Origin of the sequence: Streptomyces sp. NPDC006197, from assembly GCF_040613865.1 — a bacterium.
GTDB lineage: Bacteria > Actinomycetota > Actinomycetes > Streptomycetales > Streptomycetaceae > Streptomyces.
The window spans coordinates 14,028-34,364 of sequence record NZ_JBEXSZ010000005.1 but is presented as its reverse complement, the minus strand read 5'-3'; the positions used below and the strand labels follow the sequence as shown (position 1 = coordinate 34,364).

Sequence of the window (20,337 nt, the reverse complement as noted above, 5' to 3'; positions counted from 1 at the left end):
GCGCCGCCGGGGGACGGACGGCGCGGGCACTCGCGTCTACCGCTCAGGGGTTCAGGACCCAGGCGGAGTTGTGGGCGGCGAAGCCGATGTGCGGGTAGTACTCGGTCGCGGCCGGCGCCGACAGCAGCACGATCTTGGCCTGCGGCGCCTCCTTGCGGGTGGCGTCGATCAGCTCGCGGCCGATGCCGGAGCGCTGGTGGGCGCGGACCACGGCGATGTCGGAGAGGTACGTGACGTACGCGAAGTCCGAGACGCTGCGGGCGATGCCGACGAGTTCGCCGTCGACCCGGGCCGTGACGACCAGGTTGGCGTTGCGGACCATCGCGGCCATGCGCTCGGTCTCGTCGATGGGCCGGCGCTCGCCGAGGCCGGACTCGCGGTAGACCCTCAGTACCTCGTCGAGGTCGAGGTCGGGACCGTTCTCCCGCTCAATGATCCAGCTCACGAAGGCGCTCCAATCGCTTGTAGATGACGTCGTGGTGTACCAGGAAACGCTCGGGCCCCAGGGAATCGGTCCGTACGCCCTCGGTCCTGAGCAGCGTGAAGAAGTCCTCCCCGTTCGCGGCGTCCTGGATCATCCGGTAGGTCCGCTCGCGCTCGTGCCCGCTCTCCAGCAGGTCGGCGAGGACCGCCGAGCTGTAGGCGAGCCCGCCCGTGTGGTCGATCGCGGCGCGCATCCGGTCGGGGTGCACGTCGAGGTCCCGGATGAGTTCGGTGGCCGAGGTCACCTGGTAGTGGGCGACCGTGAAGGCGTCCGGCAGGACGACCCGTTCGACGGAGGAGTGGGACAGGTCACGCTCGTGCCAGAGCGCCACGTTCTCCAGCATCGTCCCCGCGTAGCCGCGCAGCAGCCGGGCGAGGCCGGTGAGCCGCTCGCTGGTCGTCGGGTTCCGCTTGTGCGGCATGGCGCTCGACCCCTGGTACGCGGCCGTGCGGGGCTCCTCGACCTCGCGGACCTCGCTGCGGGAGAGCAGCCGGACCTCGACGGCGATCTGCTCGACGCAGGCGCCGAGCGTGGCGATCGCCTGCACGAGCTGGGCGTGCCGGTCACGGGCCACGACCTGGCTCGGCGCCGGCTCCACACCGAGGCCGAGGGTCTCGCAGACGTGCTTCTCGACGAAGGGGTCGATCAGCGCGTACGTGCCGACGGAGCCGGAGATCGTGCCGACGGCGACCTGCTCGCGGGCCTCCTCCAGCCTCCGCACCGAACGGTCGATCGCAAAGGCGAACCCTGCCAGCTTGTGGCCGAAGGTGGTGGGTTCGGCGTGCATGCCGTGGGTGCGGCCGATGCACGCCGTGTCCCAGTGCGCGACGGCCTTCTCGACCAGCGCCGCGCGCAGCCCGCGCGCGGCGCCGGTCAGCACGTCGCAGGCGCGGGCGAGGGTGTGCCCGAGGGCGGTGTCCACGAGGTCGTAGCTCGTCATGCCGAGGTGCACCCAGCGGGCGGAGTCGTCCGGCATGTCCTCGCAGAAAGCCGCGAGGAAAGAGAGGATCTCGTGGTCGCGCTCGCGCTCCAGCTCCGCGACGCGCGCCGCCGACGGCACCCGGGCGCTCCGGATGTTCGCGAGGGCGGCCTCGGGAACCCTGCCGAGCAGCACCTGCGCCTCGGAGGCCAGGACCTCCACCTCGGCCCAGGTGGTGTAGCGGGCCTGGTCGGACCAGAGTTCCGCCATCTCGGGCAGTGAATAGCGGGCTATCACAAGCGTCCTACCTCCTCGGGGATGGGCCGCCGGCGCCCCGCCGGGCGCCACGGCACGGCAGCGGTTCTCAGGCGACCTTGCGGACGATCTCCACGGAACGGCCGTCCAGCAGGGTGCGGATGCCGGCGTCGCCGCCGACGATGTCCATGTCCATGTCGTGCAGACGGCCGAGGACCTCCTGGATGACCTTGTCGGTCTGCGTCTCCGCGGTGCCCTCCCAGACGAGGTCGGGGAAGACGGTCAGGTGCACCTTGTCGTTGCCCTGCGTGAAGATGTTGACTTCCATGATGTCCCGGAGAGCCATACGGGCGTTGTAGATGAGGTTGTTCATAAGAGCCACCGTCTTTCGATGTCCGCTGTGTGCTGATGGCTGATTCCGCCGCACGACATGTTGCCACGACGGAAGGGCCGGTGAACCGGGCGCGATGTTCAGCGCGTTCAACTGCACGTAATCCTCATTCGAACACGGCTCCGCGAATTCACGGCGATTGACAGAAAAACTGCGCGCTGTGGAATATCGAAGCTGTTCTCACATGCGTCAGGCCGCGACTCACGAAAAGCATCCGGAGTGCCATGAAAATCCTGTTCGTCACCACAGGCAGCCAGGCCACCTACTACGCCGCCGCCCCTCTGGCGACGGCCGCGCGGAACGCGGGGCACCAGGTCATGCTGGCCGCCCACGAGCCGTGGGTGGAGACGGCTGAAGCCATCGGACTTCCCACGTTCTGCTTCACCGTCGACCCGATCCGCCACTTCATGCGGATAACGAACCCGGGCCGCGGCCTGCGGTTCCCCCGTGAGCTCGGGGACGAGGAGATGTTCGGCCAGGGCCGCGGCTTCGCCCGGATGGGCCTCGCCGGCGTCGAGTCCCTGCTCGAGCTCGCCAAGGACTGGACCCCCGACGTGGTCGTGGGCAGCTCGCAGAGCTACGCGGCGATGCTGCTCGCCGCCCACCTCAAGGTCCCGTACGTCCGTCACATCGAGTACCTGGGCATCCCGCTCACGGGCATCGACCCGGGCGCCGAGGCCGAGCTCCGCCCCGAGATGGAGCGCCTGGGCGTGGACGGGCTGCTCAAGCCCGACCTGCTCCTCGACTCCACCCCGCCGTCGCTGCGCCCGGCGCACGACCCGGACGCACAGTCGCTGCGCTGGATCCCCAGCAACCCGCAGCGTCGCCTGGAGCGGTGGATGTACACCCGCCCCGAGGGCCGTCGCCGTGTCCTGATCACCTCGGGCTTCCGCAGCCTGATGTTCCGCGACCCGGGCTGGTCCATGCCGCTGCTGGTCAGCGAGCTGAACAAGCAGAACGCCGAGGTCCTGATCGCCGCGTCCCCGGGTGCGGCCGAGCGCTTCGGCGCGGACCTGGGCGACGCCCGCGTCGGCTGGATCCCCATGGACGTGGCCGCGGCCACCTGTGACCTGGCCGTCCACCACGGTGGCGCGACCACGGCCACGACGCTGATGGCCAACGGCGTGCCGCAGCTGATCATCCCGGAGAACCCGCCGGAGTTCCCGCCGAACTACCACCGCGAGGCCATCGCCAAGGCCATCAGCGACTTCGGCGCCGGCAAGACCCTGTGGCCGGTGGCCCAGGCCCCGGACAAGGCGCCCGGCGAGACCATCGCCGCCGCCTGCCGTGAGCTCCTGGAGGAGCCGAGCTACACCGAGCGGACGCAGTTCCTGGCCAAGGAGATCTCCACGCTCCCGACGCCGCAGGACATCGTCCCCAAGCTGGAGGCCCTGCTCCACCGCTAGTACGCCCGGCGGGCACGCCCTCCCGGACAACGCGCATCGCCCTGAGACCTCGGTCTCGGGGCGATGCGCGTTGTCGTGTGCCGTGTGTCGTACGGGGGCGGGGGTACGAGCACGAGGGCCGGGTCACCGGTCGCGCGGGAACGCCGAAGGCCGGCCGGTGGGGAACCGGCCGGCCTTCGGGGCGGGGGGGGTCAGGGAGCGACGAGGGCTTCCAGCTCGCGGAGGACCTCACCGGGCGTCGGCAGCGTGGCGGCCTCGGCGGCCAGCGCCCGGGTCCGCGCCGCGTACGCGGGGTCGGCGAGGATCTCCCGGCAACCGGCGGCGATCACCTCGTCGGGGTCGCGGCCCTCCTCCGGGCGGTGCTTGTCGACCACGATGGCCGCCCCGGCGGAGGCGATGGCCTCGGCGACGGCCTTGCCGTAGCCGTTGTCGGGGATGATCAGCTGCGGCACGCCCGAGTTCACCAGCGTCATCGCGGTGGTGGCGCCGCCGTGGTGGACGGCCAGGTCGCAGGTGGGGGCGACCACGTCGAGCGGGATCCAGCCGATGCGTACGTCGCCGAGCTCCGCGCCGAAGCGCTCGGCGGCCTCGGGGAGCGCGGCGATGAGCACCTCGGCGCCCGTCCCGGTCAGCTCGTCGACCAGCTTCCGCAGCGAGCTGCCGGGGGTGTCGAGCATGAGGTTGCGGGTGCCGGCAGTGATGAGGACGCGTGGGCGGCCCTCGGGCCGGGTGTACATCCAGGGCTCGACGCGCCGCTGGCTGACCCGCGGGACCCAGCGCATCGCGCGGGCGGCGGGGGCGCCCTCGGGCCGGATCGGCGGCGGGCAGAGGTCGATGAAGAGGTCGGGCTCGGGGAGCTCGGTCAGCCCCAGGCGCTCCAGCTCCGGCTGGAGTTCGGCGACGGCGGCGCGGTCGCGGCGGGCCATCGGCGCGATGTGCCAGATGTGCCGGACGTACGGGACCTTGAGGCGGGCGGCGAGGACGCGCGGCACATGGGAGAGGCCGCCGACGACGAGGTCCGGGGTCCAGGTCTCGGTGAGCTCCAGGAGGGCGTCGAGGCGGGCGGTGGCCGTCAGGGACTCCTGGCCGTAGCGCATGCGTTCGGGGGTGATGCAGACCGCGGGGAGTCCGACGGAGGCCGCGGCGGCCATGAGCGGCTCGTCGGCGGCGAGCATGATCTGGTGCCCGGCGTTCCGGGCGGCGGCGGCGAGCGGGGCGACGCCGAAGACGGCCGCCTGGCTCCCGCCGACGGTGAACAGGATCTTCATGACGAGGGGCTTCTTCCGGTGAGTGGGTGTGTGCCTTGGTTCCGCGCCGTGCGGCGCGGTGTGCGGACTCAGCCGGCCTGGGCCATCTCCATGATGTACCGGCCGTAGGCCGAGTTCACGAGACGGCTGCCGAGGCGGTAGCAGGCGTCGCGGTCGATGAAGCCCATGCGCCAGGCGATCTCCTCCAGACAGGCGATGCGCACGCCCTGGCGGTGCTCCAGGACCTGGACGTAGTCGCCCGCCTCCATGAGGGCGTCGTGGGTCCCGGTGTCGAGCCAGACGAAACCGCGGCCGAGAGGGATGAGCTGGGCCTCGCCGCGCTCCAGGTAGACCCGGTTGAGGTCGGTGATCTCCAGCTCGCCGCGCTCGGAGGGCTTCAGCTCGCGGGCATAGTCGACGACCTTGTTGTCATAGAGGTAGAGCCCGGTGATGGCCATGTTCGTCTTCGGCTTGGCGGGCTTCTCCTCCAGGGCGATCAGGCGGCCCTGGTCGTCGAGCGTGCCGACGCCGTAGCGCTCGGGGTCGCGGACCGGGTAGCCGAAGAGGACGCAGCCCTTGATGTCCTGGCCGGCGCGCTGGAGCATGGGACCGAACTCGTAGCCGTGGAAGATGTTGTCGCCGAGGACGAGGGCGACGGAGTCGTCGCCGATGTGGTCGGCGGAGACCAGGAAGGCGTCGGCGAGACCGCGGGGCTTGTCCTGCTCCGCGTAGGTCAGGTTGATGCCGAGCCAGGAGCCGTCGCCGAGGAGCCGGCGGAACATCTCCTTGTCCTCGGGGGTCGTGATGATCTCGATGTCGCGGATCCCGGCCAGCATCAGCGCCGACAGCGGGTAATAAATCATCGGCTTGTCGTAAACCGGGAGCATCTGCTTCGAGACACCCAGCGTGATCGGATGGAGCCTCGTACCATTGCCGCCGGCCAGGATGATGCCCTTCACCGTCGCGCCTCCTCCGTGTATTTCATGTCAATGTGAGCGGATGCCCGCACTTTATAGCGGGAGATCGAGCGGTCGAAAGTCGCGTTCGAGGGCGTACCGGCCGTGATATCGGCGGGTGTTGACAAACAAAGCGCCACTTATCCACTCTGGCCTCATCCCGATTCAGGCATGCGAATTCCTCTTGTCCTTTAGGTGGACCTGTGAACATCGAAGATCTGACACCCGACCAGGAATCCGAGCGGAGGGCCGGTATCGGCATCATCGGGTGTGCCGACATCGCCGTGCGCCGGGCGATCCCCGCGATTCGGAGGTCTCCGTTCGACCTCGTGGCGGTCGCGAGCCGTTCTCTGGCGAAGGCCGAGTCCGTCGCCGCCGACACGGGCTGCGCGGCCGTCGAGGGGTACGAGGCCCTTCTCGAGATGCCGGGCGTCGACGCCGTGTACGTACCTCTGCCGAACAGCGAGCACGCCGAGTGGGCGCGCCGGGCACTGGAGGCCGGCAAGCACGTCCTCATCGAGAAGCCGGCGGTGCCGAGCGCCGGGACCGCCCGGGCGCTCGTCGAGCTCGCCGAGGAGCGCGGGCTGCTCATCATGGAGAACTTCGCGTTCCTCCGGCACCCTCAGCACGACCGGGCACAGGCCCTGCTCGCCGAGGGCGCGATCGGTGAACTCCGCTCCTTCCAGGGCGCGTTCGGCATCCCGCCGACCGACCCGAACAGCATCAAGTACCAGGCGGAGCTCGGCGGCGGCGCCCTGTGGGAAGTAGGCTGCTATCCGGTGCGCGCGGCCCAGGAGTACCTGGGCGAGTCGACCGAAGTCCTGGGCGCCGCCCTGGAGTTCGACGCGAAGCTGGGCGTGGACGTGTCCGGTGTGGCGCTGCTGCGCAACGGCTCCGGTGTGACCGCGCACTGTTCCTTCGGCCTCTCGCACAGCTACCGCTCGACGTACGACCTCTGGGGCAGCGAGGGGCGGCTGACCCTCGAGTGGGCCTTTACGCCCTCGCGCGACGCCCGTCCCGTGCTGCGCCTTGAGCAGCGGGACCGGGAGACGCGGATCATCGTGCCGGCCTCGGACCAGTTCCTCGGTGTCTTCAGCGCCTTCCACGCGGCGATCCGGGACGCCTCGGTGCGTCCGGCGCACCACCGCGAGCTGGTGCGGCAGGCCGATCTGATGGCCAGGATCCGCGCCCACGCCGGCTGAGGCCGGCCTCGTGCCGGAACGCGAAGAACGGCAGCCGGTGTCCTCGGACACCGGCTGCCGTTCTCGTGTGCGCGCACCCGCGGAGGTCAGCCGTTCTGGAGGACTCCGAAGGGACGCGGCAGGCACTGCTCGTACGTGGGCAGGAGGCCCATCGCGGCCGCCTCGGCGAGGGTGGGCGCCACTGCGTCCTTGTCCGAGCGGATCGGCGGTTCCTTCAGGTCCCACGGCAGGCCGATCTCCGGGTCGAGCGCGTCGACGTCGATCATCGTGCCGGGCACGTACTCCTGCGAGCAGAGGTAGCTCATGCAGGTGTCGTCGGTCAGGGCCAGGAAGGCGTGGCCGATGCCGTCGGGCAGGTACACGGCCGTACCCGTCTCCGGGCTCTGGTACGTGACGTCGTACTGCCCGAACGTCGGGGAACCGACCCGGAGGTCGACCGCGATGTCGAGCGCGCTGCCCCGTACACAGGTCACGAACTTCGCCTGACCGGGCGGGACCTTGGTGCCGTGGATTCCCCGCAGGGTGTTCTTCTTGGACACCGAATAATTGACCTGGCGGACCGAGAAGTCCCAGCCGCTCTTGGCCAGGATCTCGCTGGCACGTACCGATTCGAAGAAATATCCCCGCCGGTCGCTCAGCGGTTCCGGCTCGACGCGGTAGGCGCCCGGGACGGTCATCTCCGTGATCAACACAGAATTAGCTCCTCGCTGACTCAGCCGGCCGCGACCGGGGCGGCCGCCGGGACGCCGGCCGCCTGGGCGATCCGCTGCCGCATGGCGGCGGAGTCGTTGGCGTGCGGGAACTCCTCGTCGGGGACGTCGACCCCGAGGAAGGCGCACAGCGGCTCCCAGCCCTGCCGCACGTCGTAGACGAGGACGTTGTCGGCGCCGAGGGCGCGCACGACGTCCTCGTTGTGCCGGTGGTACGCCGCGACGGCGTGGTCCTTGTCCTCGAAGCGGCCCTCGAAGATGCCGTCCCAGACCATGGTGCTGACGACGCGGAGCAGCCGCTCCTGGCGGGAGCCGGGCTCCGGCGGGTGCTCCTTGCTGCGCAGGACGAACTGGTAGAGCGTGTCGTACGTGCTCCGGTACCAGCCCTCGGCGTCCCGGACGGTGACGATCACCTTGGCCTCGGGAAAGGCCTCAGCGAGCTGCCGGTAGTAGACCGTGCAGGGACCGTCGACCGCGGAGGAATATCCGGCGAACACCGCCCGCCAGTCGGGGTCCTCCCCGTCGCAGACGATCCTCTCCCACTGCTCCAGGCGGTCGTCGTCGCCCACGATGTCGAACATGTGGAAGGAGGGCCCCAGACCCAGCCGGTCCAGGGCCACCTTCAGCGAGGTCGTGCCGGTTCTGCCCAGACCGGCGTTGATGAGCTTCACGGGTGCGCATCCCCTTCGTCAGCGCCAGGCCGCGGGGGCCTGGTTGGAGGCGATGTTGACCCGGTTCCACATGTTGACCAGGCCGACGTGCATGAGGAGGGCGCCGAGCTGTTCGTCGTTGAAGTACCTGGCGCACTCCTCCCACACCTCGTCGGAGGCCATGTCCTGCGGGTCCGCCATGAGGGTGACAGCCTCGGCCATGGCGAGGGCGGCGCGCTCGGCGTCCGAGAAGACGGTCTCGGTGCGCCAGGTGGCGACGAGCGGAAGGCGGTCGTCGGCACCGTTCGCCAGGCCGGCCCGGTCCACGAGGGTCCAGTCGCGGCCGTTGATCTCGCTCACGCGCAGGCGGATCAGGTCGAGGGTCGCCTGCGGGATGCCGACCTTGCCGATGACCTCGGACAGGTCGAGCAGGGGCTGCAGGGCACCGGGAACGACCAGGGAAGGGTTGTCCATCCGTGGAGTCATCGGGTCTTCTCCTGTGCGATATGTATGGGGGAATTACCTGGGAAACATGCTGCTCCGGCCGCTTTCACATTCGCAAGCAATCCCGTTCAACTGCGGATGGGAGGCAGATGTAACGCCCGCTTGCGATACGTAAGTTGCGAGTAATTCGGGCGATGACTTGTAGTGGTCTCGTGTCAGAGTCCACGACGACGAAGAGTAGGCAGCCGGTCTGCCGCGGCATTCACGAAACACGGAAATTTCTTCTCGACGGTCACTCCACGGTCACCGGTCACGTCCTCGACGTGCTCGGTGCGATCCGTGCGACGGACCCGGAGCTGGGCGCGTACGTCGAGGTCGCCGAGGACCGCGCGCTGCGCGAGGCCGAGGCGGCCGACCGGCTGCTCGCCGCCCTCGGCCCGGCCGCCTTCCGCGACCGGCCGCTGCTCGGCGTCACCGTGTCGGTGAAGGACCTCGTCCAGACCGAGTCCCTCGCGACCCGGCGCGGATCGCTGCTGCCGAACCGCCGCGAGCCGGACGACGCGCCGGCCGTTGCGCGGCTGCGCGCGGCGGGCGCGATCGTCGTGGGCAAGACGACCACGTCCGAGTACGGCTGGAGCGCGAGCACGGTCAGCCGGGTCTCCTCCCCCACCCGCAATCCCTGGGCGCTCGACCGGACCGCCGGCGGGTCCAGCGGCGGGGCGGCGGCGGCCGTGGCGGCGGGTCTGTGCACCGCCTCGCTCGGCACCGACGGCGCCGGCTCGGTCCGCATCCCCGCCGCCTTCTGCGGTGTGGTCGGCTTCAAGCCCTCGTACGGGCACGTGCCGTACGTCCCGCCGTGCCCGGAGCGGCTGTCCCATGTAGGGCCGCTGGCTCGGAGCGTGGCGGACGTCGCCGCGCTCATGGAGGTCCTCGCGGGTCCCGACGCTCGCGACCCGGACTCGGCCGGGGTGCCCTCGGTGCCCGGGCGGGCGGCGGGGCCGCTGCGGATCGGCTGGATCGAGTTCCCCGGTACGTCGGCTCCGGTACGTGACGTCACGGAGGGCGTGCTGCCGGTCCTCACCGCGCTCGGCCACCGGGTCGAACGGGTCGAGGTGCCGTTCCCCGACCCGTACGACGCGCTCGTGGACATCCTGGCCGCCGCCGAAGCGCACGGCACCGCTCCCGAGGACGAGGCCTGGTGCGACCAGGGCCGACTCGCGGTCGTGCGGTACGGGCGCTCGCTCGGCGCCGCCGCGGTGGCGCGCGCCGAGGGCGTCCGGCTCGCGCTGCGGGCCCGGCTCGCCGCGGTGATGGACTCCTACGACCTCCTGGTGATGGCGACCGTGCCGATCGAGCCGTTCGCGGCCGAGGCGATCGCCCCGCCGTGGGCAGCCGACCCGGCCGAGCTGCGCTGGCTGTCCTGGTCGCCCGCCTCCTACCCCTTCAACCTCACCGGTCAGCCCGCCCTGTCGCTGCCCGTCGGCCTCACGCCGGCCGGGCTGCCGGTCGGGCTCCAACTCGTGGGCCGCGTCGGTGACGACGGCCTCGTGCTCCAGGCCGCCGAGCTCGTCGAGTCGGCTCTCGGACTCTCCCTGACTCCCCCCGGCTTCCCGACGGAAGGAAAATGATCATGGTCTCCCGGTCGTGGTTCCCGAACGGCGAAGAGAGCGGCACCAGACGTCCCTCGTACGCCGCCGAGCGCACGGGCGGCCGGGCCGGCGACGCCGACTTCGCGCTCTCGGCCGCCGGACTCTTCGAGGCGGTCCTCGGCCTCGCCCTGGCACACCCCCACCTCTCCACGGAAGGAAAGTGAACATGGTCTCCAGGTCGTGGGCCACGCTCGGCGAGGACAGCGGCGTCGGACGCCCCTCCTTCGTCGCCGAGTTCGGGCTCTGGGACGAACGCCAGATCGCGGCGGCCGAGCAGGTCGAGCTCCAGCTGGCCGAGGTCGACCTCGTCCGGGTCGCGTTCTGCGACCCGCACGGGCTCGCCCGCTCCAAGACGGTCCCGGCCGACGTGTTCCGCTCGGTGCTCCGCAACGGCATGGACTTCAGCGCCGGGCCGTTCCTCTTCGACACCGGCCACGCCGTCGCCGTCGACTTCCTCTCGGACGCCGGCATCGGTGTCGGCGAACTCCTGGGCGCGGGCGACTTCGTGCTCGTCCCCGACCCCCGTACGTTCCAGGTGCTGCCCCGGGACAACGGCGCACGCACCGCCTGGGTGCTCGGCGACGAGTACCTCCGCGACGGCACCCCGCACCCCCTCTCCGCGCGCAACGTGCTGCGCCGGGTCCTCGCCGAGTACGCCCGCCACGACCTGTCGCCGGTCATCGGCCTGGAGGTCGAGTGGTACCTGACCCGGCTGACCGGCGGCCCCGTCGGCAACGAGGGCAACGGCTTCGGCGTCCAGGGACCGGCCCCCGAGGTGGTGGCCGTCAACCCCGGCTACCAGTTCAACCTCGACAGCGCCTACGACTCCGTCGCCGACATCGCCGACCCCCTCGCCGCGATGCTGATGCGCCTCGGCCTGCCGCTGCGCTCCTTCGAGCACGAGTCGGGCCCCGGCCAGCTGGAGACCACCTTCAACCCGATGCGGGCGCTCGACGCCGCCGACGCGATGCTGCTGCTCCGGACCCAGCTCAAGCAGGAGTGCCGGCGCCTCGGCCACCACGCGTCCTTCATGACGCTGCCGCGCCTGGAGAGCTTCGACGCCAGCGGCTGGCACCTCCACCAGTCCGTCAGCAGCACCAAGACGCAGCGGAACCTCTTCGCCGAGGGCGACGGCCTCCAGGACGCCATCTCCGCCGACGGCCGGGCGTATGTCGAGGGACTGCTCTCCCGCGCCCGGGAGTTCTGTCTGCTCTCCGTGCCGACCGTCAACGGATACCGGCGGCTCTCGCCCGAGTTCACGCTCGCGCCCACCACTGTCGACTGGCAGTTCGAGAACCGCAGCGCCATGGTCCGGGTGCTCAGCGGCGGCAGCGCCACCCATGTCGAGAACCGCATCGGGGAGCCCTGCGCCAACCCGTACCTCCTCATCGCCGCCCAGCTGCACGCGGGCCTCGAAGGGCTGCTCGCCGGGCTCCCGGCCGCCCTCGCCCCGCGCCCCCAGCTGCCCCGGTCGCTGCGCGAGGCGCTCGACGCCTTCCGCGCCAGCGAGAGCGCCGAGCGGCTGCTCGGCGCCCCGCTCAAGGCCTGCCTGGCCAAGCTGAAGGAGAGCGAGGCCGACCGGTTCGACGCCTGGTCCGCCACCGCCCCGCCCGAGGCCCTCGCCGGCGTCGTCACCGAATGGGAGCACCGCGAGTACTTCGGTGCCTTCTGAACCGCTGTTCCCCCACCCGCACCCGGGTGCCCCGTCAGAGAGGAAGAGGGTGACCACACCATGCCGAAGGTGAAAGAGACTCCGTCCGGAGCCACCACCGCTCGCGCCGAGCGGATCGCCGAGCGCTCCCGCGACGAGAACTGGAAGAAGCCCCCGCGTCGCATCGAGACGTCGGAGTGCATCACGTGCGACACGTGCCTGCGCAGCTGCCCACCCGAGTTCGGGGCGGTCTTCGACGACGGACTCAACGTCGTGATCGTGCCCGAGCTCTGCTCCGGCTGCCCGAAGTGCGTGATGGTCTGCCCCGTCGACTGCATCTACGTCGACGAGGACTGGACGGCCACCGAGGCCCGCATGTGGGAGCACATCGAACTGACCGCCGGAGGAACCGCATGACCATCCCCACCGAGCCGGACCGGACGCTCGACCGGCGGGCCGCGATGGCCAAGGCCCGGCAGAGCCGCCGCCCGAGCAGGCTCGGCAGCGCCGCCGGCGCCACCCGGGCCACCGAGGAGCCCGGCCGCCCGACCGAGAAGGACGCCGGGTTCCCGGCGCTGCTCCGGCAGACCTGGCAGCAGGCGGTCGACGCCCCCGACCTCGGCACGGCCGTCGACACGCTCCTCACGCTCGCCGGGCACGTCCCGGCCGACATCCAGCTGCGGGCGCTGCCCGTGGAGGCGGAGGCCGCGCTCAAGGTACTGGTCGGCCGGAACTGGCGGAAGGACGACCGGGCCACCGACCGGCCCGAGGGTGCGAGCACCGCGTTCCTCGGCGAGCTCGGCCTCGACCGTAGCGGCCGCATCCTGGTCCGGGTCCCGTCGAAGGGCCCGCTGAGCGGCGAGGCCGAGCTGGTCGACGGGGTCCTGCGGGTGCCGTGGTCCGCCGAGGACCTCGCCGACTACCAGGTCGAGCTGGCCCTCGCCGCCGACCGCTGGTACGCCTCCGTACGCGACTGCCGCAACTGGCTGCTCGCGGCTGGTGCCGAGGGCCGGCGCGAGGTCCTGGAGCAGCTGACGGAGGCGGCGCTGCGGACGGCGCCGTTCGTCCTGTACGCCGGCGAGCGGCGGTACACGAACTTCCGCGACCAGAACAACCTCACCGGCAAGACGCTGCGCCCGGGGCACCCCGACTGCGTGCTGAGCAGCCTGCGCACGATCCCGCTGGAGCTGTGGGCGGACAGCGACGTCCTGTTCGTCGTCTGTCTGACGCTGCTCGTGCGCTCGGCCGGGTACGCCCGGATCGAGGAGGCCAACGGGACGCAGCTGACGCTCGACCACGTGGCGCTTCTCCTGGAGCGCACGCGCACCGCATACAACACCGCAGCGCCCGAGCTGCCCGCGGTGCCGCCCCCGGCCGCACACAGCGTCCTCGCCCTCGGCGAGCTGGCCGACGCGCTGGCCGCCCGCCGCCGTGAGCTGAGGGGCTCCTCGGTGCAGCTCTACCGGGAGATCTACGGACCGCTGATGCACAAGATCGAGCGGGTCGCGGGTCCCGTGAAGGACGACGCGGCGCGCCTGGAGGCCGCGCTGTGCGCCCGGCTGAGCGAGCGGCTGCCGGTCTCCGGCGCCACGTTCGCGGAGCTGTCCGCCGCCCTGGAGGGCTCCCCCGGCTGGCTGGCGGAGCCGCACGGCGACTTCGGCTCCGGTCTGGAGTCGCTGGTGTACGAGACGGTGGCGGCCGCCACGGCCGTCTTCGACGCGGACTTCGCGATGAGCCGCGGCATGCGGTCGCTGCCGGCGCTGATCGAGGCACTGCGCGCGGAGGCGTACCCGACGATCGCCGAGTGGGAGATCCCGCACTTCTTCTGCTGCGTGGTGCCCTCGGAAGAGTCGAAGCGGTTCTTCGACGGCTCGGCGTCCCGGCTGGCCGACACCGCGTGGGCGATCTCCTCACGGATGCAGTACAACTCCTGGCACTTCCTGGTCGCCAACCTGCCGAAGGTGCCCGAGATCGCGGCGCGCGACCACTTCGTGCCGCCGGCGATCCCGGACCTCGCGTACTACTCCGACCAGCACCACAACGGGCACCTCGCGGCCCGGGTGCGGTTCACCGTCCGCAGCCCGCAGGCGGTGGAGGTCCTCGGTCGGCGCTTCGACGGCTTCATGGACCTCCGGCTGCTGCGCTGCGAGGGGCTCCCCTTCGACGAGCAGGACCTGCTGGCCGCCGACCGTACGTCCGCCTTCATCGCGGGGGCCACGAGCCTGGCGGCGGCGCTGGTCGCCGGCGGCACGGACATCGAGGTCACCGCCTTCGACTCGCGGTGGCACTGGGCCACGATCGCCGAGTGACGCGGCGCGAACACCACGTAGGGCCCCCGGCTTTCGCCGGGGGCCCTACGTGGTGGGGGGCGGTCCGGAGGATCAGACCGCGGCGGCGGCCTCGGCCACCGGCTGCTCGGCGGAGCGGGTGTGGACCGCGCGGTAGCCGTTCCAGTCGACGCTGGTGGTCAAGGCGTACCGCTTCTCCTGGTAGGCGTCACGGGCTCGGATCCACTGGGCCTCGGGCTGGTTGCGGAAGGAGTCGTAGAACACCTTGCCGTCCCACTGCGAGTAGACGACGACGAAGTCGTTGTCGGTGCCGACGGTGGCCAGGGTGCCCTCGCCGCCGTCCAGGTTGCGGGAGCGGATGCCGCGCAGGATGCTCTGCGAGCGGTAGCCGGGGACGTCCACCAGCCACTCGTGGGCGGCACCGAGGGTGTCGACCAGGGCGCCCTGCTGGTTCGGCTTCACACCGAGGATCTCGATGACCGTGTAGTCGTCGCGCTCGGGCGAGACCTCGGTGACATCGCCGTACTCGGGGTGGCGCTGGCTCAGCTCCACCTCGGTCTGCATCAGGCGGACGTAGGTGGTGATCTCACGGAAGACCGGCACCGTGTGGTGCTTGAACTCGGAGTCGTTGTAACGGGACTCCAGGTCGTCCATGCCGCGCCACTGGATGAAGTTGGCGGTGCCCGGGTTCTGCTGGCCGCGGTGGACGGTGCTGGAGATCCAGCCCGGGTAGGCGGCGACGTCCACGATCTTCTTCATCTCGTCGACGAGGGTGTCGACGCGGTCGCGGGAGTCGGTCTTGAAGAGGTTGAGGACGGTCAGGTGGCCGGCCTCGGGGTTGATGAACGGCATTGCTGCTCCTTGGACATGAGGTGTACGGAAGAGAGGACGGCGCCCCGCGGACGGTGCGAGGCGCCGGATGTCGCTCAGTTCTGGCCGGCGGCGCCGAACCAGCGGTTCAGCGCGTCCGCGAGGCCCTCGGCTCCGGACTGGCCGGCGGCGATCCAGGCGGTGTAGCCGTCAGGGCGGACGAGGACGGCGTCCACCTCGGCGAGCGGGCCCTCGGGGCGCGCCTTGGCGGTGACGACGTCGACGCGGTCGGCCCACGGCGCGGCGGTCCCGGTGACGGCGGAGTCCCCGGCCAGGTCGAGCAGGACCGGGCGCCCGGCGTGCAGGGCCTTGTAGGCGGTCGTCTCGCCGTGCTCACCCGTGAAGGCGAAGTCCGGCAGACGGCGGCCGAGCAGGGGGTGCTCGCCGGCCCCGGCGTCGTACGTGATGTCGAAGCCGGTGACGAGGCCGACGAGGTGCTTGCGGACGTCCTCGTGGGCGAGGAGCTCGGCGAAGACGGCGCGCATCGGGTCCATCTCGGGGCCGCCGAGGTACAGGCTGCGCTGGGCGAGCGTGTTGGCGATGATGCGGGCGGCGACCGGGCGGCGCTCGGTGTCGTACGTGTCGAGCAGACCCTCGGGGGCGTGGCCCTTGAGGGTGGCGGCGAGCTTCCAGCCGAGGTTGACGGCGTCGCCGAGGCCGGCGCTGATGCCCTGGGCGCCGATCGGCATGTGGATGTGCGCCGAGTCGCCGGCGAGGAAGACACGGCCCTTGCGGTAGGCGGCGGCCTGGCGGCTGGAGTCGGTGAAGTAGCTGAGCCAGACGGCGTTGCCACCGGAGATGTCGTCGCCGGTGACCCGCTTGAAGGAGTCGGCGACCTCCTGGAAGGTCGGCGGCTCGGAGGTCGGGCGGACGCCTGCGCCGCGCTCGAAGCAGACGACGCGCGTGGTGTTGGGGCCGACCGGGAGGACGACGACCATGCCGGCGTCGCCCAGCTCGCCGGTGGGGCGCAGCCGCACCTGGACGTCGGTGACGTCGGCCATCAGCATCTCGATGGTGGCCTCGGTGCCGGGGAAGTCGATGCCGGACAGCTTGCGAACGATGCTGCGGGAGCCGTCGGCGCCGACCAGGTAGCGGGCGCGGAGGGTGCGCGGGCCCTCGGGGGTGTCGGCGGTGACCTCGACGCCCTCGGCGTCGTCGGCGAGGCCGGTGACCTCCCAGCCGCGGCGGATCTCGGCGCCGAGGCCGGTGGCCCACTTGGTGAGGTTGGCCTCGGTGAAGGCCTGCGGGACGCCGCGTACCCCGAAGTTGCCGCCGGGCAGGATGGTGTAGTCGAGCGGCATGCCGCCGAAGTGGCCGATCGGGATGACGCCCATCTCGCCGAAGGACTCCAGGAGGCCGCGCTGGCCGAACTCCTCCATGGTGCGGGCGGAGAAGCCGAGGGCGCGCGACTGGCGCATCGGCTGGGCGAGCCGCTCGAGGACGAGGGCCTCGATGCCGGCGAGGCGGAGTTCACCGGCGAGCATGAGTCCGGTGGGGCCGGCCCCCACGATGATCACGTCGGTGTCAAAGTCCTGCACTGTCGTTCCTGCCTTCCATGGGTGTCTTTTCTGCCGGAAGCCGGTCGTCGAGGTTGCTCGCCACCGAGGTCAGATGGGCGCGGACCTCGGCGAGGCCGATCAGCTCGGAGAGGACCGCGCGCAGAGGTTCGATCTCCGGCCCGTCGAGCATCAGTCGTTCCTGGGCCGCGACGTGGTCGAGGACCCGGGCGGCGGCGGGGTGCCGGGTCTCGTGGTAGCTGTCGAGGAGTCCGGGCGCAGCCGTGCCGCGTACGGTCTCGGCGAGTTTCGGGCCCAGGTCGACCGCGTCCTGGAGTCCTGTGTTGAGGGCCTGGCCGCCGACCGGCGGGTGCCAGTGGGCGGCGTCGCCGGCCAGGAGGACCCGGCCGCGCCGGTAGCTGTCGGCCTGTCCCTTGGCGTTGTCGAAGGCGTCGAGCCAGAGCGGGGTGCCGCCGGAGATGTCCTCTCCGGTGACGTGCCGCCAGGCGTCGACGACCTCGGTGAAGCGGGGCGGGCCGGTGCGGGTGGGCACGGTCCCGCCGAAGGCGTGGACCATGATCCGGGTGACGCCTTCGCGGGTGTTGGCCACGGCGAAGCCGTCGGTGAGCCGCTCGAAGCGCCGGTCGCGGACGGTGAGTCCGCGGATGTCGGCGCGGAGCAGCTCCTTGGTGGCCGGGGTGGCGGTCACCGGGATGCCGGCGAGCCGGCGGACGGCGCTGTGGGCTCCGTCGCAGCCGACCACGTACGCCGCGCGGAGCTCCAGCGGCCCTTCGGGGCCCTGGATCCGGCAGAGGACGTGGTCCGACTGCTCGGTGAGTCCGGTCAGTTCGTGGGAGCGGAGCGTCTCGACACCCAGTTCCGCGGCGCGGGCGCCGAGGGCGGCCTCGGTGCGGTACTGGGGGACCTTCCAGTTCCCGGCGTACGGGCTGTCCACCGGGGTCAGCGCGAAGCCGAGGCCGCCGAAGTGCGTACGGGGTTCGTGCGCGGCCTCGGCGAGGAGGGCTTCGAAGCCTCGCTCGTGGAGCAGTTCGGCGGTCCGCGTGGAGAGCTGGCTGGCGCGCGACTCGGTCATCGGCCGGGCCAGCTTCTCCACCTGGACCACCGGGACCCGGGCTCGTCCCAGCTCGCAGGCGAGCAGGAGCCCGACGGGGCCCGCGCCGACGATGACGACCGGCACGTCCGCCCGGGTCGGGGTCACGACTCCGCGCCCCCGGCTGCGAGGGCCTCGGCGTGGGCCTTGGCGAGGCCGAGTGTGGCGAGGCTGTTGGTGCTGAGCGCGCTCTGGACGAACGCGGCGGCGGTCTCGACCGTGGCGTCGGCGCCGAGGACCTTGGTGACGTTCTCGGTTCTGATCCGCACGGTGTGGCGGGAGGTGACGGCGACGCCGCCGCCGTCGCGCTCCTCGATGAGCCAGCGGCCGGTGTGCAGGGTCATGAGGGCGGGCAGGACGATCTGCTTGTAGACGATCGTCGTGGCCGGGGTGCAGACGCGGACGGAGCGGGTCGTGTGGGTGCTGCCGTCCTTGGCGCGGGTGTCCATCTCCAGGATCTGGAGGCCGGGCTCGTCCTCGTCCAGCTGGACGCGGCCGACGTGCGGCAGGCGCTCCTGCCAGAGCTGGGCCTCGTTGAGGAAGTCGTAGACGTCCTTGCCCTGGCCGTCGACGTGGACGGTGTCCTCGAAGGTGATGAGCTGGTCGGGGCCGGTGGCCTCGGCGCTCGCCTTGAGGGCCTGAAGCTCGGAGCCGCTGTTGCGGTCGACGGCCTGCTGGATCCACTCCAGGTCGGCGGGGTCGTCGGTGGCGGCGTGGAAGTCGTGCAGGAGGCGGACCCGGGAGGTGGCCTCGGTGAGGGGCTCGACCACCCAGGCGCCGCCCATGCCGCCGACGGGGTGCTGCGAACGTTCCTGACGGAACGTCACGCTGAGCTTCTCGGCGTCGTGTTCGCGCCGGGAGGTCCAGGTCTTGGCGGTGCCGTTGGCGGTCGCCCAGAGCCGGATCAGCTCGGAGTCGCCCGTGCGCTCGACGACCTCGGCGTGGACGGTGGGCGGGAAGGTCTCGGGCCAGCGGGTGACGTCGGCGACCAGCGCGTACACCAGTTCGGCGGGGGCGTCGACGTCGATCGTGTGCTCGGTGCGGTGGATCTCGTGTTCGGTCACGTGTGTGTCTCCTCAGAAGTAGCGGGGCGGCCCGTGGCCTGCCTCAGGCAGCCGTGGCCTCGCCGAACCAGCGCTGCAGCGCGGCCTCCAGGCCGCCTCCGGCCGGCGCGGTCCAGGCGATGTAGCCGTCCGGACGGACGAGCACCGACTCGGTCGCGGCCCCGCCCTCCTCCGGTCCGGCAGGGAAGGTCCGGACGTGGACCACGTCGACCCGGTCGGACCAGCCGGCGGCCGTCGCGGCCGTGGCGCCGGTCGCGTCCGCCGTGATCAGGACGCCGCGGGCCGGGTGCAGCAGCCGGGCGATCCGGTCGGTGCCGCCGTCGGCGAGCTCCAGCTCACGGTCGGCCATCCGGCCGCCGAGCAGCGGGTGGTCGGCACCCTCGGCGCCGTCGCCGACCTCGTACACGATGTCGAAGCCGCTGACCATGCCGGACATGTGCCGGGCCGCCGCCGGGATCGCGAGGAGCTCGGCCATGACGGTCCGCAGCGGCTGCACCGAGCTGCCGGTGAGGTTGAGCATGCCCTGGGCGAGCGTGCCCCGCAGGAGGCGGGCGCCGACCGGGTGCCGCTCGGAGTGGTACGTGTCGAGGAGCCCCTCCGGGGCGCGGCCCGCGACCGTCGCCGCCAGCTTCCAGCCGAGGTTGTAGGCGTCCTGCACGCCGACGCTGAGGCCCTGGCCGCCGGCCGGCAGGTGGATGTGCGCGGCGTCGCCGGCGAGCAGCACCCGGCCGCGCCGGTACTCGGTGGCCTGGCGGGTGGCGTCGGTGAAGCTGCTCACCCAGCGCGCCTCGCCGTGGTGGATGGAGTCGCCGGTCAGCCGCTGCCAGGCGTCCGCGACCTGCGCGAAGGTGACCTCGTTGCGGTCCGGCGGGGTGCCGTTCTCGCAGACGATGATCCGGGTGTAGCCCTCCTCCAGCGGCGCGGCCATGACCATGCCGTCGGGGAAGAGTTCGCCGATCATGCGGGGCTTGATGTCGGCGCCCTTGACGTCCGCGAGGTACATCTCGCGGGTGGCGTCGGAGCCGGCGAACTCGAAGCCCGCCAGACGCCGGACGGTACTCCTGCCGCCGTCGCAGCCCACCAGGTAGCGGGCGGTGTGCTCCTCGGCCCCCTCCGGGCCGTTCACGGTCACGGTCACGCCGTCGGCGTTCTCGGCCAGACCGGTGAACTCGTAGCCGCGGCGCAGGACCGCACCGAGCTCGACGGCCCGGCCCTCCAGCATCTCCTCGATCTTGTACTGGGGTGCGCCGCGGACGCCGAAGTGCGAGCCCTCCAGGATCCCGTAGTCGATCGGGATGCCACCGAAGTGGCCCTGGCGGGTGATCTCGATGTTCTCCAGGCGTCCGAGGATGCCGCGCTGCTCGAACATCTCGGTGGCGCGGGCGGTGAAGCCGATGCCTCGCGACTCCCAGCTCCGCTCGGCCCGCTGCTCGAAGACGACGACATCGGCGCCGCCGAGGCGGAGCTCGGCCGCGAGCGTCAGCCCCGCGGGCCCTGCTCCGATAACTATGACATCGGTATTCATGACTTCCTGTCCTGAGCCT

At 71.5% G+C, this 20,337-nt stretch carries 20 protein-coding genes; 7 read left to right on the top strand and 13 right to left on the bottom strand.

What is annotated here, in order from left to right:
• Positions 1–43 precede the first annotated feature (43 nt).
• The 3 genes from ABZ318_RS02465 to ABZ318_RS02455 form a co-directional block, all read right to left on the bottom strand.
• Entirely contained in the window at positions 44–445 is a 402-nt protein-coding gene (locus ABZ318_RS02465) for a GNAT family N-acetyltransferase (RefSeq protein ID WP_356900636.1), read from the bottom strand.
• Positions 429–1,700 (bottom strand): adenylosuccinate lyase, encoded by a 1,272-nt coding sequence (purB, locus tag ABZ318_RS02460; RefSeq protein ID WP_356900635.1) that lies wholly within the window; start codon positions 1,698–1,700, stop codon positions 429–431. The genes ABZ318_RS02465 and purB overlap by 17 nt, the downstream gene beginning before the upstream one ends.
• Before the next feature lie 67 nt (positions 1,701–1,767).
• On the bottom strand, positions 1,768–2,031 hold the full coding sequence (locus ABZ318_RS02455; protein ID WP_356900634.1) for a hypothetical protein: 264 nt from the start codon (positions 2,029–2,031) through the stop codon (positions 1,768–1,770).
• Positions 2,032–2,273: 242 nt separating this feature from the next.
• Here ABZ318_RS02455 and ABZ318_RS02450 point away from each other — a divergent pair, with 242 nt between their 5' ends.
• On the top strand, positions 2,274–3,455 hold the full coding sequence (locus ABZ318_RS02450) for a nucleotide disphospho-sugar-binding domain-containing protein (protein WP_356900633.1): 1,182 nt from the start codon (positions 2,274–2,276) through the stop codon (positions 3,453–3,455).
• Between the two features lie 191 nt (positions 3,456–3,646).
• Here the strand turns inward: ABZ318_RS02450 and ABZ318_RS02445 are convergent, their stop codons facing one another.
• Together ABZ318_RS02445 and rfbA are read right to left on the bottom strand one after the other, a co-directional pair.
• Positions 3,647–4,723: a nucleotide disphospho-sugar-binding domain-containing protein gene (locus ABZ318_RS02445; RefSeq protein ID WP_356900632.1), complete on the bottom strand. Its 1,077-nt coding sequence runs from the start codon at positions 4,721–4,723 to the stop codon at positions 3,647–3,649.
• Between the two features lie 68 nt (positions 4,724–4,791).
• Positions 4,792–5,661, bottom strand: coding sequence for a glucose-1-phosphate thymidylyltransferase RfbA (gene rfbA, locus ABZ318_RS02440; RefSeq protein WP_356900631.1), 870 nt, complete (start codon positions 5,659–5,661; stop codon positions 4,792–4,794).
• A 200-nt stretch (positions 5,662–5,861) separates the two neighbouring features.
• Between rfbA and ABZ318_RS02435 the strand changes: the two genes are divergently transcribed.
• On the top strand, positions 5,862–6,860 hold the full coding sequence (locus ABZ318_RS02435; protein ID WP_356900630.1) for a Gfo/Idh/MocA family oxidoreductase: 999 nt from the start codon (positions 5,862–5,864) through the stop codon (positions 6,858–6,860).
• 86 nt (positions 6,861–6,946) lie between these two features.
• On the opposite strand, the gene rfbC is transcribed toward ABZ318_RS02435, so the two are convergent.
• From rfbC to ABZ318_RS02420, 3 genes are read right to left on the bottom strand one after another with little or no spacing between them, the layout of a single operon-like run.
• Positions 6,947–7,552: a dTDP-4-dehydrorhamnose 3,5-epimerase gene (gene rfbC, locus ABZ318_RS02430; protein WP_356900629.1), complete on the bottom strand. Its 606-nt coding sequence runs from the start codon at positions 7,550–7,552 to the stop codon at positions 6,947–6,949.
• Between the two features lie 20 nt (positions 7,553–7,572).
• Complete coding sequence (locus ABZ318_RS02425; protein ID WP_356900628.1) at positions 7,573–8,241, bottom strand: sulfotransferase family protein; 669 nt, start codon at positions 8,239–8,241, stop codon at positions 7,573–7,575.
• A gap of 18 nt (positions 8,242–8,259) precedes the next feature.
• Complete coding sequence (locus ABZ318_RS02420) at positions 8,260–8,706, bottom strand: carboxymuconolactone decarboxylase family protein (protein ID WP_356900627.1); 447 nt, start codon at positions 8,704–8,706, stop codon at positions 8,260–8,262.
• Between the two features lie 170 nt (positions 8,707–8,876).
• Here ABZ318_RS02420 and ABZ318_RS02415 point away from each other — a divergent pair, with 170 nt between their 5' ends.
• From ABZ318_RS02415 to ABZ318_RS02395, 5 genes are read left to right on the top strand one after another with little or no spacing between them, the layout of a single operon-like run.
• A complete protein-coding gene (locus tag ABZ318_RS02415) occupies positions 8,877–10,292 on the top strand; it encodes an amidase family protein (RefSeq protein WP_356900626.1) in 1,416 nt (471 codons plus the stop codon).
• Positions 10,293–10,294: 2 nt separating this feature from the next.
• Complete coding sequence (locus ABZ318_RS02410) at positions 10,295–10,477, top strand: hypothetical protein (protein WP_356900624.1); 183 nt, start codon at positions 10,295–10,297, stop codon at positions 10,475–10,477.
• Between the two features lie 2 nt (positions 10,478–10,479).
• Positions 10,480–11,985: a glutamine synthetase family protein gene (locus ABZ318_RS02405; RefSeq protein WP_356900623.1), complete on the top strand. Its 1,506-nt coding sequence runs from the start codon at positions 10,480–10,482 to the stop codon at positions 11,983–11,985.
• 60 nt (positions 11,986–12,045) lie between these two features.
• Positions 12,046–12,381: a 4Fe-4S dicluster-binding protein gene (locus ABZ318_RS02400; protein ID WP_356900622.1), complete on the top strand. Its 336-nt coding sequence runs from the start codon at positions 12,046–12,048 to the stop codon at positions 12,379–12,381.
• On the top strand, positions 12,378–14,273 hold the full coding sequence (locus ABZ318_RS02395; protein ID WP_356900621.1) for a hypothetical protein: 1,896 nt from the start codon (positions 12,378–12,380) through the stop codon (positions 14,271–14,273). Before ABZ318_RS02400 ends, ABZ318_RS02395 begins: the two co-directional genes overlap by 4 nt.
• 72 nt (positions 14,274–14,345) lie before the next feature.
• On the opposite strand, the gene ABZ318_RS02390 is transcribed toward ABZ318_RS02395, so the two are convergent.
• The 5 genes from ABZ318_RS02390 to ABZ318_RS02370 all read right to left on the bottom strand — a co-directional run bounded on the left by ABZ318_RS02390 (position 14,346) and on the right by ABZ318_RS02370 (position 20,318).
• On the bottom strand, positions 14,346–15,104 hold the full coding sequence (locus ABZ318_RS02390; protein ID WP_356900620.1) for an antibiotic biosynthesis monooxygenase: 759 nt from the start codon (positions 15,102–15,104) through the stop codon (positions 14,346–14,348).
• Positions 15,105–15,178: 74 nt separating this feature from the next.
• Entirely contained in the window at positions 15,179–16,660 is a 1,482-nt protein-coding gene (locus tag ABZ318_RS02385; protein ID WP_356900619.1) for an FAD-dependent monooxygenase, read from the bottom strand.
• The gene (locus ABZ318_RS02380) at positions 16,647–17,837 is read right to left on the bottom strand and encodes an FAD-dependent monooxygenase (protein ID WP_356900618.1); all 1,191 of its coding nucleotides are present in this window, start codon (positions 17,835–17,837) and stop codon (positions 16,647–16,649) included. The genes ABZ318_RS02385 and ABZ318_RS02380 overlap by 14 nt, the downstream gene beginning before the upstream one ends.
• Positions 17,834–18,793, bottom strand: coding sequence for an aromatase/cyclase (locus ABZ318_RS02375; RefSeq protein WP_356900617.1), 960 nt, complete (start codon positions 18,791–18,793; stop codon positions 17,834–17,836). Before ABZ318_RS02375 ends, ABZ318_RS02380 begins: the two co-directional genes overlap by 4 nt.
• Before the next feature lie 43 nt (positions 18,794–18,836).
• Positions 18,837–20,318, bottom strand: coding sequence for an FAD-dependent monooxygenase (locus ABZ318_RS02370; protein WP_356900616.1), 1,482 nt, complete (start codon positions 20,316–20,318; stop codon positions 18,837–18,839).
• Between the last annotated feature and the right edge of the window lie 19 nt (positions 20,319–20,337).

What these genes read in the sequence shown, in the direction of transcription:
- ABZ318_RS02395 (WP_356900621.1), top strand. Translation starts at nt 12,378, where the DNA reads ATGACCATCCCCACCGAGCCGGACCGGACGCTCGACCGGCGGGCCGCG.
- ABZ318_RS02370 (WP_356900616.1), bottom strand. Translation starts at nt 20,318, where the DNA reads ATGAATACCGATGTCATAGTTATCGGAGCAGGGCCCGCGGGGCTGACG.
- ABZ318_RS02445 (WP_356900632.1), bottom strand. Translation starts at nt 4,723, where the DNA reads ATGAAGATCCTGTTCACCGTCGGCGGGAGCCAGGCGGCCGTCTTCGGC.
- ABZ318_RS02450 (WP_356900633.1), top strand. Translation starts at nt 2,274, where the DNA reads ATGAAAATCCTGTTCGTCACCACAGGCAGCCAGGCCACCTACTACGCC.
- ABZ318_RS02400 (WP_356900622.1), top strand. Translation starts at nt 12,046, where the DNA reads ATGCCGAAGGTGAAAGAGACTCCGTCCGGAGCCACCACCGCTCGCGCC.
- ABZ318_RS02390 (WP_356900620.1), bottom strand. Translation starts at nt 15,104, where the DNA reads ATGCCGTTCATCAACCCCGAGGCCGGCCACCTGACCGTCCTCAACCTC.
- ABZ318_RS02410 (WP_356900624.1), top strand. Translation starts at nt 10,295, where the DNA reads ATGGTCTCCCGGTCGTGGTTCCCGAACGGCGAAGAGAGCGGCACCAGA.
- ABZ318_RS02455 (WP_356900634.1), bottom strand. Translation starts at nt 2,031, where the DNA reads ATGAACAACCTCATCTACAACGCCCGTATGGCTCTCCGGGACATCATG.
- ABZ318_RS02420 (WP_356900627.1), bottom strand. Translation starts at nt 8,706, where the DNA reads ATGACTCCACGGATGGACAACCCTTCCCTGGTCGTTCCCGGTGCCCTG.
- ABZ318_RS02405 (WP_356900623.1), top strand. Translation starts at nt 10,480, where the DNA reads ATGGTCTCCAGGTCGTGGGCCACGCTCGGCGAGGACAGCGGCGTCGGA.